Origin of the sequence: Plantactinospora veratri (assembly GCF_036421995.1) — a bacterium.
In the GTDB taxonomy this organism is placed as follows: domain Bacteria; phylum Actinomycetota; class Actinomycetes; order Mycobacteriales; family Micromonosporaceae; genus Plantactinospora; species Plantactinospora veratri.
This window is the reverse complement of the sequence record NZ_JAZGQL010000009.1, coordinates 221377-236904: the sequence shown is the minus strand read 5'-3', so window position 1 is coordinate 236904 and position 15528 is coordinate 221377. Positions and strand designations below refer to the sequence as shown.

The following is a 15528-nucleotide window of genomic DNA, read 5'->3' as shown; positions in this document are numbered from 1 at the left end:
GACGAAGGTGGTGTCGGGGATCGGCCGGCGGTCAGCCGTCGCCGAGCAGCGGCAGGATCTGGTCCAGCGCGTACGGGACGCTGAGTACGGTGCTGAACGAGAGGGCGCCACCGATCGGCGGGTTCTCGTACGGCAGGAAGACCGCCCGGTTCTGCTTCGCCACCTCGAGGGTGGCGTAGACCTTGTCCGCCTTGACCCGGGGCTCGGCGCTGGCGTCGGAGGTGAGGAAGAGCAGCTTGTCGACGTCGACCAGGTCGAGCCGCTCGGAGCCGATCTCGGCGGCGTACTCCTTGCCGACCGCCTGCACGATGCTCTCCGGCACCTTGAAGCCGAGCTGGGTCATGAAGACCACCTTCGGGTCGCTCGGCGCGAAGACCGCGTACTTGCCGGCCTCGTACGGGTCGACCACCGCGACGGTCTTGCCGGCGAAGCCGGGGTGCTCCTGCCGGGCCTTGGCGAACCGGGCGTCGACGTCGGCGATCAGCTTGTCGGCCTGCTCGGGCTTGCCGAGCGCGCGGCCGGCCTGCCGGGTCATCTCCTGCCAGGGTGCGGCGTAGTCGGCGAAGCCCTTCGGCTGGGCGACGGTCGGGGCGAGCTGGGAGAGCTTCTGGTACTGCTCCTGGGTCATCCCGGAGTAGAGCCCGATGATCAGATCCGGTCGCAGTGCCGCGATCTTTTCGAGGTTGTAGTCGTCCCGCTCACCGACGATCTCCGGCGGGGTGCTGCCCCAGAGCGGCTGCGCCCAGGGCCACTTGCCGTACGGCCGCTCCAGGAACCAGTCGATCGCGCCGACCGGTACGACGCCGAGGGCGAGCACCGGGTCCTGGTCGCTGAGCCCGAGCGTGACCACCCGGGTCGGCGCCTTGGTGATCTCGGTGCTGCCGTACTTGTGCTCGACCGTCACCGGGAAGGTGCCGGCGGCGCTCGCGGAGGGCGCGGGTTCGGCGCCGTCGTCGCCACCGCCGCAACCGGCCAGGCCGACCACGAGGACGGTCAGCGCCGCCGTGAGTCGGGCCAGCGGCCGTGGACGCGTCGTGCGGGCAGGTGTCGTGGACATCGGCTCCTCTTCGGGCTCTCTCGGGTCCCGTCGCGCCTTCGGCGGCCGGGCGGAATCGGTCTCGGTAGGGGTCCGGCGCTCCGCGCCGGCTCGGAATGTGGTCGCGCGACGTCGGGCGACGACTGCCCGGACCTGGGGCACGGCACCTTCGGCGGTTCCGATGACCGTGATAGTAAGGTAATCCTTACCTAACCTCAACAGGCTCGCCGGATCGGACCTCCCCATCCATCGAAGCCGTGAACTAAGGTATACCTACCCTAAGAAGCGAAGCCCCCGACACACTTCGGCGGAAGAAACCCGAGGACCGCGTGACAACCGACCAGGCAACACCGGTTAGCCGACCCGCGCCCGCCCGGGCGACGGGTCACCGATCCAGGCGTCCGGTCGGGCTCTTCCTGGTCGCCACGACCGTCCTGATCGTCCTCTCCGTGCTCTCCGTCGCGGTGGGCAGCCGGCAGATCCCGCTGGACCAGGTGGTGCAGACCCTGCTCGACCGGGCCGGCGCGCGCACCGCCGACCCGCAGATCGAGGCGATCGTCTGGGGCGTACGCCTGCCGCGCACCGTGCTCGGCCTGCTGGTCGGGATGGCACTGGGCCTCTCCGGTGCGCTGATGCAGGGGCTGACCCGCAACCCGCTCGCCGATCCGGGCCTGCTCGGCGTAACCGCCGGTGCCGCGCTCGGCATCGTCCTCGCGATCGCCTGGTTCGGCATCGCCACGCTCTACGGCTACATCTGGTTCGCCTTCGCCGGTGCCCTGCTGGCCAGCGTGGTGGTCTACCTGCTCGGCGGGCTCGGCCGGGGCGGTTCCACCCCGGTCAAGGTGGCGCTGGCCGGGGTGGCGATGACCTTCCTGCTCAACTCGGTGACCAGCGCCGTCGTGCTGCGCGACCCGGACGCGCTCAACCGCTACCGGTTCTGGGCGGCCGGCTCGCTCTCCGGACCGGACTTCGGCACCATCGGGCAACTGCTGCCGTTCCTGGCCGTCGGCACCGTACTCGCGCTGGCCTCCGCCCCGGCGCTGAACAGCCTCGCCCTCGGCGACGACGTCGCGGCCGCGCTCGGCCGCCGGGTCGGACTGATACGCCTCCAGGGCACCCTGGCGGTGACCCTGCTCGCCGGAGCCGCGGTCGCGGTCGCCGGCTCGATCGTCTTCGTCGGCCTGGTGGTGCCGCACGTGGCCCGGCTGATCACCGGACCGAACCACCGCTGGCTGCTGCCGTTCACCATGGTGCTCGCGCCGAGCCTGCTGCTGCTGGCCGACATCCTCGGTCGGGTCATCGCCCGGCCGAGCGAGGTCGGCGTCGGCATCATCGCCGCGTTCATCGGCGGCCCGTTCTTCATCATGCTGGTCCGGCGCCGCCGGCTCGCGGAGCTCTGACCCGATGACCCTCCTCGACCTGCGCCGCACCGGCGGCCGTACCCCGTTCCGGATCAGCCGGCCACCGGTCTCCGGCGTACTGCGGTGGCGGGTGCTGATCTGCTGCCTCGGGCTCGCCGTACTGGCGTTCGTGGTCTTCTGTGTCGGCATCGCCACCGGCGACTACCCGGTCAGCCCGCTGCGGGTGGTCCCCGCGCTCTGGGGTTCCGGCGATCCGGGTCAGGTCTTCATCGTCCGGGAGCTGCGGCTGCCCCGGGCGCTGACCGCCGTACTCGCCGGTGCCGCGTTCGCGGTATCCGGGGCGATCTTCCAGACCATCACCCGCAACCCGCTGGCCAGCCCGGACATGATCGGCATCAACGCCGGTGCCACCACCGCCGTCGTCGCCGCCATCGTGCTCGGCGGCGCCGGGCTGAGCCTGCCGGCGCTGGGCCTGGCCGGCGGGCTGGTCACCGCCGCGCTGATCTACCTGCTGGCCTGGCGGCGGGGCGCCACCGGCTACCGGATCGTGCTGGTCGGCATCGCCATCTCCTGGATGTGCGCCAGCGCCACCGACTACCTGCTGACCCGGGCCCAGCTCGCCGAGGCACAGGCGGCGCTCGGCTGGCTGGTCGGCAACCTCAGCGGTCGTGGCTGGGAGACGGTCGGTCCACTCTCCGTCGCCGTACTGCTACTGCTCCCCGCCGGGATGCTGCTCGGGCGGTGGACCCGGACCCTGCACCTCGGCGACGAGGTGGCCCAGGGGCTGGGCACGCCCGTGCAACTGGCCCGGCTCTGCCTGGTGGTGGTCGGCGTCGCGATGGTCGCGTTCGCCACCGCCGCCACCGGGCCGGTGCTCTTCGTGGCACTGGCCGCACCACAGATCGCCCAGCGGCTGTCGGGGCTCTCCGCCCCGCCGCTGCTGGTGTCCGCGCTGACCGGGGCGTTGATGGTCTCGGCCAGCGACCTGGTGGCCCGCTGGATCATCCCGGACGTCGACCTGCCGGTCGGCGTGGTCACCGGGGCGCTCGGCGCGGCGTTCCTGCTCTGGCTGCTCGTCCGGGCCAACCGCGCCGGTTCTGGAGGCTGACGTGACCGTGGATCTGACCATCGCCGACACCGTGTTCGACGCCCCGCCGCGCCGCGCCGCCGACCAGCCCGAACTGCGGGCCGAACGGCTGCGCCTGGCGTACGGCGAACGGGTGGTCGTCGACGACCTCGACCTGGTGATACCGGCGGGCCGGATCAGTGTGATCGTCGGCGCCAACGCCTGCGGCAAGTCCACCCTGCTGCGGGCGCTGGCCCGGCTGCTCAACCCGACGGCCGGCAGCGTCCAGCTCGACGGCCGGGCGATCCACTCCATGCCCACCCGGCAGGTGGCCCGGCAGGTCGGGATCCTGCCGCAGGCACCGGTCGCCCCGGACGGCCTGACCGTGCTCGACCTGGTGGGCCGGGGCCGCTCGCCGCACCAGACCTGGTGGCGGCAGTGGTCGCCGGAGGACGAACGGGCGGTGACCGAAGCGCTCGCCGCGACCGGGGTCACCGAGCTGGCCGACCGGCCGGTGGACGAACTCTCCGGCGGGCAGCGGCAACGGGCCTGGATCGCCATGGCGGTGGCCCAGCAGACCCCGGTACTGCTGCTGGACGAGCCGACCACCTTCCTCGACCTGTCGCACCAGATCGACGTACTCGACCTGGTGGTGGACCTGAACCGGCGGGACGGCCGGACCGTGGTGATGGTGCTGCACGACCTCAACCAGGCGTGCCGGTACGCCGACCACGTGATCGCGATGAAGGGTGGCCGGATCGTCGCCCAGGGCGCCCCGTCGAGCGTGGTCACCGCCGAGGTGGTCGACGAGGTCTTCGACGTGCGCTGCGAGGTGAGCCTCGACCCGCTGACCGGCACCCCGCTGGTGATCCCGACCAGCCGGCACCACCCCCGCCCACTGGTACCGGTGGCCGCCGGCGCCTGACCGGTCCTCCGTCGACCGGTGACGGACCTCCGGCGGCCACCGCCCTGGTCAGCCGGAGACGGTCACCCGCTGACGCAGGTCGTCGTCGCGAGGTACGGCCCGGTGCTGCTGCCCGGGTAGTACGGCGTGAGCGTGGTCGCCGGCCGGGTACCCGCCGGGCAGGTCTCGGAGAGCACCCAGCGCGGGGTGAACGGGTCCGGCGCGCACTGGTAGATCCGTTGGTCGTGCTCGACGGGATAGCGGCCGTACAGGCTGAGACCGTCCGCGCTGCACGGCCGGGCCTGCGCCGCCTGTGCCGGTGCGGCACCGACCCCGACCGCCGCCCCTGCCCCGACGAGCACCAGCACCGCCATCCTGGTGGCGAAACTCCTCATTGATCCTCCCCTTTCCCCGTCCCACCGATGGTGAGATCGTTGGGTAATTAAACAAAGTCGGTCGGGGTGAGCACAATGGACGGGGGCGGCATGGGACGAGGCACTGGCGTAGCCGGGCCAGCAGCGCCCGCCGGGCCGCACGACGGGCGCCGGATCGCCCGCAGCGGCGCGGCGGCACTGCTGGCGGTGCTGCTCGGCGTACTGGTCACCGCCGGCACCTCCGGCGCGGACCCGGTCGAAAGGTTCCCCTTCCAGGACCCCCGGCTGCCCGCCGGGCAACGGATCGACGACCTCCTCGGCCGGCTGACCCTGGACGAGAAGCTCTCCCTGCTGCACCAGTCCCAGCCGGCGATCCCCCGGCTGGGCGTCGACTACTTCAAGACCGGCACCGAGGCGCTGCACGGGGTGGCCTGGTCCAACGACGTCGACGACAACTGGAACGTGGTGACCGCCACCGGAGCCACCGTCTTCCCGCAGGCGCTCGGGCTGGCCAGCACCTGGGACCCGGAGCTGGTCCGGCGGGTCGGCGCCGCCGTCGGCGACGAGGTACGCGGCCACCACGCCGCCGACCCGACGGTCTGGGGGCTCCAGGTCTGGGCGCCGGTGGTGAACCTGCTCCGCGACCCCCGGTGGGGCAAGAACGAGGAGGGCTACTCCGAGGACCCGCTGCTGACCGGCGCGATCTCCACCGCCTACGGCCGGGGCCTGAGCGGGGACGACCCCGAGCGGCTGAAGACCGCGCCGGTACTCAAGCACTACGCGGCCTACAACCGGGAGGCGGACCGGAGCCTCACCTCGGCGAACCTGCGACCCCGGCTGCGCCACGAATACGAGGGCGCCGCCTTCCGGCCGGCGATCGCGGCCGGCGCCGCCACCGGGGTGATGGCCGGCTACAACCTGGTCAACGGACGGCCGAGCCACGTCAACCCGGACTTCACCGAGGTGATCCGGTCCTGGACCGACCGCGACCTCTACCACGTCAGCGACGCCTGGGCGCCGCACGCGCTGACCCAGCTCCAGGGCTACTACGCCGACGAGACCGAGGCGTACGCGGCGATGCTCAGGGCGGGACTGGACAGCTTCACCGTGGACGACGGCCAGCCCGCACCGATGATGGCGACCCTGCGTGCCGCGCTCGACCGGGGACTGCTCACCGTCGCCGACCTGGACGCCTCGGTCCGGCGGGTGCTGTCGATCCGGCTCCGGCTCGGGCACTTCGACCCGGACGGCGGCCCGTACGCCCGGATCGGTCCGGAGGTGATCGGCAGTCCCGCGCACCGGCGACTGAACCGGGAGGCGGCGGAGCGGGCGATGGTGCTGCTGCGCAACTCGGCCGGTACCCTGCCGCTCGATCCGAACCGGGTCCGGAACGTCGCCGTGATCGGGCCGCTGCACGACGCGCTGCACGGCGACTGGTACGGCGGCGCCCTGCCGTACCGGGTGACACCGTTGGACGGGATCCGGGAACGGCTCGGCGACCGGGCCAGGGTGACCGCCGTCGAGGCGCTCGACCGGGTGGCGCTGCGGGACCGGGCGACCGGGCGGTACCTGACCGCCACCGGCACCGCCCCGGGGCAGAACGTCGTCGCGGCGCCCGGTCCGGCCACGGCCGCCGCGCGGTGGGACCAGAACGACTGGGCCGGTGACGTCAGCACGCTGCGCAACGCCGGCAACGGGCGCTACCTCGCCGGCAACTGGGGGCCGTACCACACCGCGGAGACGGAGATCGGCGGCTGGTTCGTACCGCAGCAGTTCGCGCTGGAACGGCAGCCGGACGGGGCGTACCTCATCCGGTACGCGGGTTACGAGACCAACGAGAGCTGGTGGCCGTACCCGGGCCGGTACCTGACGGTCTCCCCGGACGGCGCGGTCGGCACCGGAGACCGCGCCGCCGCCGCCCGGTTCGACCGGGAGGTGGTGGAAAGCGGCGCCGCCACCGCCGCCGAGGCGGCCGCCCGGGCCGACGCGGTGGTGGTCGTGGTCGGCAGCCATCCGCTGGTCTACGGCCGGGAGAACTCCGACCGGCGCAGCCTGGCGCTCGGTGCCGGCCAGTCCGCGCTGGTCGAGGCGGTCAGCTCGGTCAACCCGGCCACGGCGGTGGTGCTGGAGACCAGCTATCCGGTGACCCTGGCGGCCGAGCCGGCGACGCTGCTCTGGACCACCCACGCCGGCCCGGAGACCGGGCACGCCCTGGCAGCCACGCTCTTCGGCGACCGCAACCCGGGCGGGCGGCTCAGCCAGACCTGGCCACGCACCGACGCCGACCTGCCGGCGGACCTGCTCGACTACGACATCATCCGGTCCGGGCAGACCTACCTCTACCGGCGGGGCGATCCGCTCTTCCCGTTCGGGCACGGCCTCTCCTACACCCGTTTCCGCCACGCGGACCTGCGGGTGAGCGCGCCGTCGGTCGAGCCGGAGGACGCCGTGACGGTGACGGTCGCGGTGACCAACACCGGCCGGCGGACCGGGGACGAGGTGGTGCAGCTCTACACCCGGCAACGCACGTCCCGGGACCGGATGCCGCTGCGGCAGCTCCGCGCCTTCGACCGGCTCACCCTCGCCCCCGGCCAGACCCGGCGGGTGACGTTCACCCTCCGGGCCGCCGACCTGGGCCACTGGGACGTGACCCGGAACCGCTGGGTGGTCGAGTCCGCCGAGCACGACCTGCTGGTCGGCGCCTCCGCGACCGACATCCGGCAGCGCGGCACGCTGCGGGTGCACGGCGAGACGATCCCGGCCCGGGACCTGTCCCGGCCGACCCGGGCGGAGAACTTCGACGACCACTCCGGCATCCTGCTGGTGGACGAGTCGAAGCCGCGCGGCACCGCCGTCGAGGGCGGGGCCGGCTCCGGCGGCTGGCTCGCGTTCACCGGCACCGCCCTCGACGCCCGGTCCGGCACCCTCACCGTCCGGGCCGCCAGCTCCGCGCCGGGCGACGCGACCGTCGAGGTACGCCTCGACTCGCCGACCGGTCCGCTGCTCGGCCGGGCCACCGTGCCGAGTACCGGCGACCGGTACGCGTACACCACCGTCGACGCGGCGCTGGCGGCCACGACCGGGGTCCGGGACGTGTACCTGCGGCTCGACGCCGGCCTGCGGCTCAGCGAGTTCAGCATCGGCCCGGCCACCGGTCGAGCCGGTCAGGGCATCGGGTGCAGCCCCTCGTGCCGGACCGTCCAACTTCCGTCGTCCGGGAAGCCGGGCGTCGACCGGCCGGCGTCCGCGTCCGAGCCCCGGGCCATCAGCGCGACGGCGGCCAGCAGCCCACCGTTGCCGGGCAGATAGACCGGCAGTGCGGCCGTCTGCCGGTTGTGCCCGTTGGGCAGGTAGCCGTTCTTCGCCTCGGGTCGCAGCAGCGCCTCGACGGCGGTACGCGGCTCGCCCAGCCGGGTCGCGGTCATCGCGATGGCCGGATAGTCCCAGCCCCAGGTCGACGGCCAGTCCCAGTCGGCCAGTACCCCGTGCAGGGTGGCCCGCATGACCTCCGGGTCGACCAGTTCGGTGGGCGGGACGAGGCCGAGCGCGTACAGCATCGAGGGATGGTCGTCCCGCACCGTGTACGGCGGCACGTCGACGGCGGTGTAGACCCCGTCCCGGACGTGTGGCCGGACCAGGTTGGCGGCGACCCGCTCCCAGGACGGCTCCGGAGGCAGGCCGAGCCGGGCCCGCCAGCGCTGCGCGATCCGCAGCCCCCAGCACCAGTACGCCAGCTCGAAGGTGGGATTGGTCAGGTTCTCCCGGGCGTCGGCGTACGACTCCTGGGCCGGGACCAGCGGCGGGCCGAGCTGGTAGCCGCGCTCACCTGGGACCGGGTGGTCGGCCATGAACGCCGCCGTGTCGAGGACGACGTCGGCGTACCGGCGCAGCGCCGCCTCGGGGTCGGTGGTGGTCCGCCGGACCAGCTCGGCGAGGAAGATCGGATGCGGCTGCTGCCAGAGCAGGAACGGCCCGATCGGGCTCGGACTCTCCCGCCCGTCCGGGCCGACCTGCTTGGGCCAGCGGGCCCCGGCACAGCCCTGCCGGCGGGCGGTCTCCCTGGCCCGCGGCAGGATGCCGGCGTACCAGCCGAGGCTGCGCTCCAGCAGGCCGGGCCGGCCCCAGAGCGGGAAGTGCGCCCCGTGCCACCAGTGCATCTCCAGATGGAACCGGCCGCGCCAGGAGTTCACCATCAGGCCGGTCTCCTGCGGGGGAAGCGTCCCGGCGCAGTGCACCGCGGTCAGGTACTGGGAGAGCACCACCCGCCGTTCCAGTTCGACCCCCCGGCCGTCCCGGCTGTCGGCCAGCTCGACCGCGCCGCCGCCGCGCCAGAACTCCGGCCAGTGCCGGGCGGACGCGGCCGCCACCTCGGGATACGACGGCAGCGCGGCGCCGGCCGCCGAACCGGCGCCGGGCGCGAAGGCGACGACCAGCTCGACGGCGGGCAGCCCGGCCCCGACGACCAGGAACTCGTGCCGGCCGACGTGCAGGATCCGGGCGCCGTCCGGCAGTCCGATCCCGACCGAGTACGCCGTGTCGTCGAGTACCCGGCGCAGCAGCGCCCCGTCCGGGGTCGGACGCAGGACGGACGAGTGCGCCTCCGGCCGGGACCAGTCGGCGGCGTTGCTCCACTCCGCCGAGCCGTACGGGAAGGCGATCCGGATCGCGAGGCCCTCGGCGAGCAGCGCCGAGCGGACGCGTACGGCGAGGACGTCGCGGTCCGGGTGGCAGACCGTGTCGACCTCCACCGGGGTGCCGGCCAGGCGGAACCGGCTGGTGATGGTGCCGGTCCACAGGTCGAGCCGCTGGTGCGGGTGGGTCACCTCGGCCGGCTCCGGTGCCCGGGCGCTGATTCCGGAGCCGGCCGGGCGGGTGGTCCAGACCAGCCCGATCCGGCCCAGGTCGAGCCGGTGCGGATTGCCGCGCAGCCACGACTCCGCCGGCGACTGCGGGGCCTCGGCGGTGCCGGAGAGCGCGCCGCGCATGTCGACGTACTCGACGGGGCCGCGCGGCGTCGGATAGGCCCGGCGGGTCTCCGCCAGGTCGTACGCCCGCTCGCCCGGCATGCTGTGCCAGCCCCACTGTGCCTGGGTGCCGAGCAGGGTGCCGGGCGTGCCGGTGCCGCCGGGATTGCGCACCGGGTGGTGCTCCGGAAAGGTCTGCAACCCGGTGACGTCGACGGTGTAGCAGAACTCGCCGTTGCCGACCGAGAGCGGGGACTCCGGCAGGATGCCGGTCAGCTCGACCGCGTGCCGGTCGACGAGGGCCTGCCGGTCGATCCCCGGCCCGGTCTGCTCCGCCCGCCGGCCGTCGTCCCCGCCCCGGTCGGAGGTCACTTGCCGATCGCCGCCTCGACCTGCTTGACGAACTCGTCCGCCGCGTCGGCCGGGGACTTCCGGTCGAAGAGCACCTCGGCGTTGAGCCGTTGCAGGATCAGCCGGGTGTCGGTCGAGCCGGTCGGGCCGATCACCAGCGGCGGACCCACCTGCGGGGTGACCTTCTCGATGAACTTGGCCTGGGCGGACTGGTCGGGGTTGAGCGCCGGCAGCACCGCCGTCAGCACCTCGGAGTTCGCCGGGATGCCCCGGTCGGTCAGGATGATCTTTCCGGCCTCCGGGCTGTTCACCAGGAAGTCGACGAACTTCGCCGCCTCCTTCGGGTGTTCGGTCCGGGCGTTGACGGTGTAGATCTGCGACGCCTGCAACCACATCCCGGCCCGGCCGCTCTCCCCCGGTGCCCGCAGCAGTTCCAGCGGCTGCCCGGAGGCCTTGCGCAGGGCGCCGAGCTGGTTGCTCCAGTCGAACTGCATCCCGGCCAGGCCCCGGCCCATCAGCGTCTGCTCCGGGGCCGGCTGGCCCTCCAGTTCGGTGGTGACCGAGGCCGGCGGGGTCGCTCCGGCATCGCGCAGCCCGGTGGTCATCGTCCACCACTCGGTGATGGTGTTCCGGCTGATCGCGACCTTGCCGTCCGGGGTGTAGAGCCCTTCGCCGCGCTGCCGGGAGTAGAGGTCGAACATGTCGGCGGTGGTCGGGTCGGCCACCCCGTAGGTGCCCTTCGGCGACTTCGCCGAGATCTCCCGGGCGATTCGGGCGAAGTCGTCCCAGGTCCAGCTGCTGTCGTCGGGCAGCGGCACGCCCGCCTTGGCGAAGACCGCCGGGTTGACCACCAGGGCGAAGGTGTTGACCCCGGTCGGTACGCCGTACTGCTTCTCCTCGAACCGCCCGTTGCCGAGCGCGGCGGCATCGATCTTGTCGGTCTTCAGTTCGTTCTTCACCCGGGCCAGGTCGAGCAGTGCGCCGCGGTCGCCGTACTCCCGGGGGTAGGCCCCGCCCAGCGTGATGACATCCGGCGCGTCGCCGGCCGCGACCTCGGTGGCGAGCTTGTCGAAGTACGCGTTGAAGTCGGACGACGAACCGGTGACCTTGATGTCCGGGTTCTGCGCCTGGAAGGCGTCGATCACCTTCTGGGTGGCCTGGGCCCGGTCGTTGTTCCCCCACCAGGAGAACCTCAACTCCACGGGCCCGCCGTCGCCGCCGGAGTCGCCGCAGGCGGCGACCGAGAGCAGCAGGGTGGCGGAGACGGCGACGGTGCCCAGGCGGGTCCGGATGGATCTGACTCTCATCGGAACTCCTTCGCGAACGGTGGGTGTGACGCGACGGGTGCTTCGGTTGCCGGCGACGGTGCCGGGACTGGTGGGTTGGAACGGTTCACTTGAGGCCGGTCGTAGCCAACCCCTGGGTCAGATAACGCTGCCCGGCGAGGAAAAAGCCGAAGATCGGCGCCAGTCCGACGATGGACATGGCGAAGAGCTGGCCCCACGCGGTCTCGCCCTGGCCGTCCATGAAGGACCGCAGCGCCACCGGCACGGTGTAGAGGTCGGGATTGGTCAGGAAGATGAGCTGGCTGAAGAAGTCGTTCCAGGTCCAGATGAAGGTGAACAGCGCCGAGGTGGCCAGCGCCGGCACGGAGAGCGGCATGATGATCCGCCAGTAGATCCGTACGTGCCCGCAGCCGTCCATCCGGGCCGCCTCGTCGAGTTCGCGGGGCAGCGAGCGGATGAACTGGACCATCAGGAAGATGAAGAAGGCGTCCGTGGCGAGGAACTTCGGCACGATCAGCGGCAGCGTGGTGTTGATCCAGTCGAGCTGCGAGAAGAGGACGTACTGCGGCACGATCAGCACGTGGATCGGCAGCATCATCGTGGCGAGCATCGCGGCGAAGAGGATCCGCCGACCCGGGAACTCCAGCCGGGCGAACGCGTACGCCGCCAGCGAGCAGGAGAGCAGGTTGCCGACGATCGAGGCGACCGCGATCACCGCCGAGTTCCACAGGTAGTGCTGGAACGGATGCTCCAGCGCGGTCCAGCCGCCGGTGTAGTTGCCGAGGTCGAACTCGCGCGGCCAGATCGACGGATCCCGGAAGATGACCTCGGTCGGCTTGACCGAACTGGAGACCATCCAGAGCAGCGGATAGATCATCACCACGCCGAAGACGATCAGCAGGGTGTGTTTGGTGATCCGCCGGGCCGGCGGGTCGGCCCGGTCGGTCGGGCGCACCGGGGCGCTGGTCGTCAGGTCAGTCACCGTAGAACACCCATCGCTTGGCGAAGAGGAAGTTGAGGCCGGTCAGTACGGCGATGATCACCAGCAGCGTCCAGGCCAGCGCGGACGCGTAGCCCATCTCGAACGAGCCGAAGCCGCGCTCGTAGAGGTAGAGCGTGTAGAGCAGGGTGGAGTCGGCCGGGCCGCCGCTGCCGCCGCTGACCACGAACGCCTGGGTGAAGCTCTGGAAGGCGCCGATCATCTGGAGGATCAGGTTGAAGAAGATGATCGGGGTGAGCAGCGGGATGGTGATCCGGAAGAACTGCGAGACCGCGCCGGCGCCGTCGACCGAGGCCGCCTCGTAGTACATGCTCGGAATCTGGCGGAGCCCGGCCAGGAAGATCACCATCGGTGCGCCGAAGGTCCAGGCGTTCAGCACGACCAGGGTGCCGAGCGCGTAGTCCGGGTGGGACACCCAGCTCACGCCCTCGATGCCGACCCTCGCCAGCAACTGGTTGACCAGCCCTTCGCTGCCGAAGATCTGCCGCCAGAGGATCGCGATGGAGACGCTTCCGGCCAGCAGCGACGGCAGGTAGTAGACCGAGCGGTAGATGGGCAGTCCGCGTACGCCCCGGTTGAGCAGCATGGCCAGGCCGAGGGCGAGGGCGAGCTGCAACGGTACGGAGACGAAGACGTACTGGAAGGTGACCAGCAGCGACTTGTGCAGCCGGGAATCCTCCAGCATCCGCTGGTAGTTCTCCAGTCCCCGCCACTGCGGCGGGCTGAGCAGGGTGTAGTCGGTGAAGGAGAGGTAGAGCGAGGCCAGGATCGGCCCGATGGTGAAGACGACCATCCCGACGATCCACGGCGCGAGGAAACCGTACGCCACCCGGGTCTCCCGGCGGCGCGGCCCGGACCGTGTGGTCGCGGTGGGTCTGCCCGTGCGATCGCTCATCGGAGCACCCTTCGGCGGAGATTCGTCGCGGGTGGAGCCTCGGTGCCTACCCGTCCTGCCCGTCACGCCCACCATGCCCGCAGGGCCCCAGATCCGGGCTGAGTAACCAGTTTCTAACAAAGCCAACATCAACTGTCAACGCATCGAACTCTCCCTAACTAGCTGTGCGAACGTGCTGGCGCGGATCGGCGGCAGATCGAAGAAACCGGTTGCTTCCAAGATCGAGCAACCGGTATCTTCGGGCCCACCAGATGGCCACCCCGGCGTCGACGGACGACTCGGCGCGATGTCCTGGATGGACGGCCGCCACCGCGGCCACCTTGGGAGATTCGAGATGAGCCTGACCGGAGACCGCCGTGCCGGGCAGCCGGCCGACGAGCCGACCGGCGGAGCGCGAGCGGGTCGCCGCAGAGCCGGCCGCTCCGACCGGCCCGCCGCCACGATCGGCCGGGTCGCCGAGGCCGCCGGAGTCTCCCGGGCGACCGTCTCCCGGGTGATGAACGGCAGCCCGACCGTCGCGGCCGACCTCGCCGCCCGGGTCCGCGCCGCCGCCGAGGAGCTGAACTACGAGCCGAGCCTGGTCGCCCGCAGCCTGGCGCTGGGCCGCACCAGCACGGTGTCGCTGATCGTGCCGGACCTGTCCAACCCGATGTTCCAGGACGTGCTGCGCGGGCTCAGCCACGCCGCTGCCGGTCGGGGGTACCGACTACTGGTCGCCGAGTCCAACGAGAACGTCGCCGAGGAGGCGATCCTGGCGGTGGAGGCGCGCCGCCGCTCCGACGGACTGGTCCTCGCCTCACCCCGGGTGCCGGAGGTCGAACTGCGTACCCTCAGCGACCGGCTCGCCCCGCTCGTCCTGCTCAACCGGGACCTGCCGGGCAGCAGCGTCCCGTCGCTCTCGGTCGACTACGCGGCGGGGATAACCGCGATCGTGGGCCACCTGCGGTCCCTCGGTCACCGCCGGATCGTCTACCTGGCCGGGCCGGCGGCCAGCACCTCCAACCGGGAACGCCGGGCCGCGCTGCGGGCGAGCTGCGCCGCCGAACCGGTCTGCGCGTTGACCGAACTGACCTGCGGTGCCACCTTCGACGACGGGCACGGCGCCGCCCGCGCGGTGTTGCGCAGCGGCGCGACCGCTGTGGTGGCCTTCAACGACATGGTGGCGTTCGGTGCGCTCAGCGGTCTGCACGAACTCGGCATCGGGGTGCCCAGGGACCTGTCGGTGGCCGGCTTCGACGACATCCCGTTCGCCCGCTACACCACCCCGCCGCTGACCACCGCCTCGATCCCGCGCAACGAACTCGGCCGGCAGGCGTGGGACCGGCTCTGGTCGCTGCTGGGTGGCGGGCCGGCCGGACACAACGTGCACTTCCAACCCCGACTGCTGGTCCGGGAGAGCACCGGACCCGTACCGGCCGGGCGGGCGTAGCCGGGTGGCAACGCGGCCATCGGTCCGGTTTGCACATTCGCGGCGCCCACGAAGCGGGACGGTCAGCGAGATTCTCGGCGCCCTGTGGTTTCCCGCGAACCGTGAATCTCCAAGAATCTCGGGAATGCGTCACCGCCGGGTGGCAGCCCAGCGTACGCCCACTCCCCCAGCGCCGACCGGTCCACCAGCCCGATCCCCAGCTCACGAGCCAGCCGCACCCCGTCACCGGCGGCGAAGAACCCGTTGGTGACGATCACGCAGATCTCGCCCCGGTGGATGCTCCGACAGGTGCCGGCGAAGCGCTGGATCGCCGCACTGCCGACCCGGTTCGTCGGGCTGTGCCGCTTGCACTGCACGACCACCCGGCGACCGTCCGGGGAAATGGCGGTGATGTCCGCGCCCCGGTCGGCAGCACCACCGCAGACCGTCACCCGGGAGAAGCCCGAGCGGCTCAGCAGGGCGGCCACCCACCGCTCGAACTCCGCCCCGGTCATCGTGTCGGTCGTCTCGACGTGCCGGGCGCGTACCGCCGACTCGGTCTCCTCGCGCAGTCGCGCCCGGATCAGCAGGGCCAGCACGCCGGCACCGACCGCCACCAGGCCGATCGCGATGACGACCGCCCGGACCGGGTGCCGCTGGACGAAGTCGACGACCACCCAGGCCAGCACCAGCGCGCCGACCACCGCGCCGAGCCACCGGCCCGACCGGTCCGGCGCCGGGTTGCCGCCGCGACGTCGGCGCGGGTAGGAGCGGCGGGGGCGCGACCGTCGGGTACGGGAGCGGTAGTGCCCCCGGACCCGGGTGCCGTCCCGGCGGGTGTACGAGTGCACTCGCGGCATCAGCTCTCCTGGCAACGGCGCGA

At 72.2% G+C, this 15528-nt stretch carries 11 protein-coding genes; 5 read left to right on the top strand and 6 right to left on the bottom strand.

Annotated features, from left to right (window positions below; translation table 11 throughout):
- Window positions 1–31: 31 nt before the first annotated feature.
- The gene (locus V1634_RS15915; RefSeq protein ID WP_331208590.1) at window positions 32–1057 is read right to left on the bottom strand and encodes an iron-siderophore ABC transporter substrate-binding protein; all 1026 of its coding nucleotides are present in this window, start codon (window positions 1055–1057) and stop codon (window positions 32–34) included.
- Window positions 1058–1305: 248 nt separating this feature from the next.
- Here V1634_RS15915 and V1634_RS15910 point away from each other — a divergent pair, with 248 nt between their 5' ends.
- From V1634_RS15910 to V1634_RS15900, 3 genes are all read left to right on the top strand, one after another.
- A complete protein-coding gene (locus tag V1634_RS15910; RefSeq protein ID WP_407951800.1) occupies window positions 1306–2436 on the top strand; it encodes a FecCD family ABC transporter permease in 1131 nt (376 codons plus the stop codon).
- 4 nt (window positions 2437–2440) lie between these two features.
- Window positions 2441–3505, top strand: a complete 1065-nt coding sequence (locus tag V1634_RS15905; RefSeq protein ID WP_331208588.1) for a FecCD family ABC transporter permease — start codon at window positions 2441–2443, stop codon at window positions 3503–3505.
- 73 nt (window positions 3506–3578) lie between these two features.
- A complete protein-coding gene (locus tag V1634_RS15900) occupies window positions 3579–4388 on the top strand; it encodes an ABC transporter ATP-binding protein (RefSeq protein WP_331208621.1) in 810 nt (269 codons plus the stop codon).
- Between the two features lie 62 nt (window positions 4389–4450).
- Here the strand turns inward: V1634_RS15900 and V1634_RS15895 are convergent, their stop codons facing one another.
- Entirely contained in the window at window positions 4451–4762 is a 312-nt protein-coding gene (locus tag V1634_RS15895; protein ID WP_331208587.1) for a hypothetical protein, read from the bottom strand.
- Between the two features lie 90 nt (window positions 4763–4852).
- On the opposite strand from V1634_RS15895, the gene V1634_RS15890 reads away from it, so the two are divergent.
- The gene (locus V1634_RS15890; RefSeq protein ID WP_331208586.1) at window positions 4853–8050 is read left to right on the top strand and encodes a glycoside hydrolase family 3 C-terminal domain-containing protein; all 3198 of its coding nucleotides are present in this window, start codon (window positions 4853–4855) and stop codon (window positions 8048–8050) included.
- Window positions 8051–10073: 2023 nt separating this feature from the next.
- Here the strand turns inward: V1634_RS15890 and V1634_RS15885 are convergent.
- The 3 genes from V1634_RS15885 to V1634_RS15875 form a co-directional block, all read right to left on the bottom strand.
- The gene (locus V1634_RS15885; protein WP_331208585.1) at window positions 10074–11363 is read right to left on the bottom strand and encodes an ABC transporter substrate-binding protein; all 1290 of its coding nucleotides are present in this window, start codon (window positions 11361–11363) and stop codon (window positions 10074–10076) included.
- A gap of 85 nt (window positions 11364–11448) precedes the next feature.
- The gene (locus V1634_RS15880) at window positions 11449–12324 is read right to left on the bottom strand and encodes a carbohydrate ABC transporter permease (RefSeq protein WP_331208584.1); all 876 of its coding nucleotides are present in this window, start codon (window positions 12322–12324) and stop codon (window positions 11449–11451) included.
- Complete coding sequence (locus tag V1634_RS15875) at window positions 12317–13237, bottom strand: carbohydrate ABC transporter permease (protein WP_331208583.1); 921 nt, start codon at window positions 13235–13237, stop codon at window positions 12317–12319. The genes V1634_RS15880 and V1634_RS15875 overlap by 8 nt, the downstream gene beginning before the upstream one ends.
- Before the next feature lie 334 nt (window positions 13238–13571).
- Between V1634_RS15875 and V1634_RS15870 the strand changes: the two genes are divergently transcribed.
- Entirely contained in the window at window positions 13572–14666 is a 1095-nt protein-coding gene (locus V1634_RS15870; protein ID WP_331208582.1) for a LacI family DNA-binding transcriptional regulator, read from the top strand.
- A gap of 62 nt (window positions 14667–14728) precedes the next feature.
- Here V1634_RS15870 and V1634_RS15865 read toward each other — a convergent pair whose 3' ends face one another.
- Window positions 14729–15505 carry a restriction endonuclease gene (locus tag V1634_RS15865; protein ID WP_331208581.1) on the bottom strand — a complete coding sequence of 259 codons (777 nt, stop codon included), beginning with the start codon at window positions 15503–15505 and terminating at the stop codon, window positions 14729–14731.
- Window positions 15506–15528: the final 23 nt, after the last annotated feature.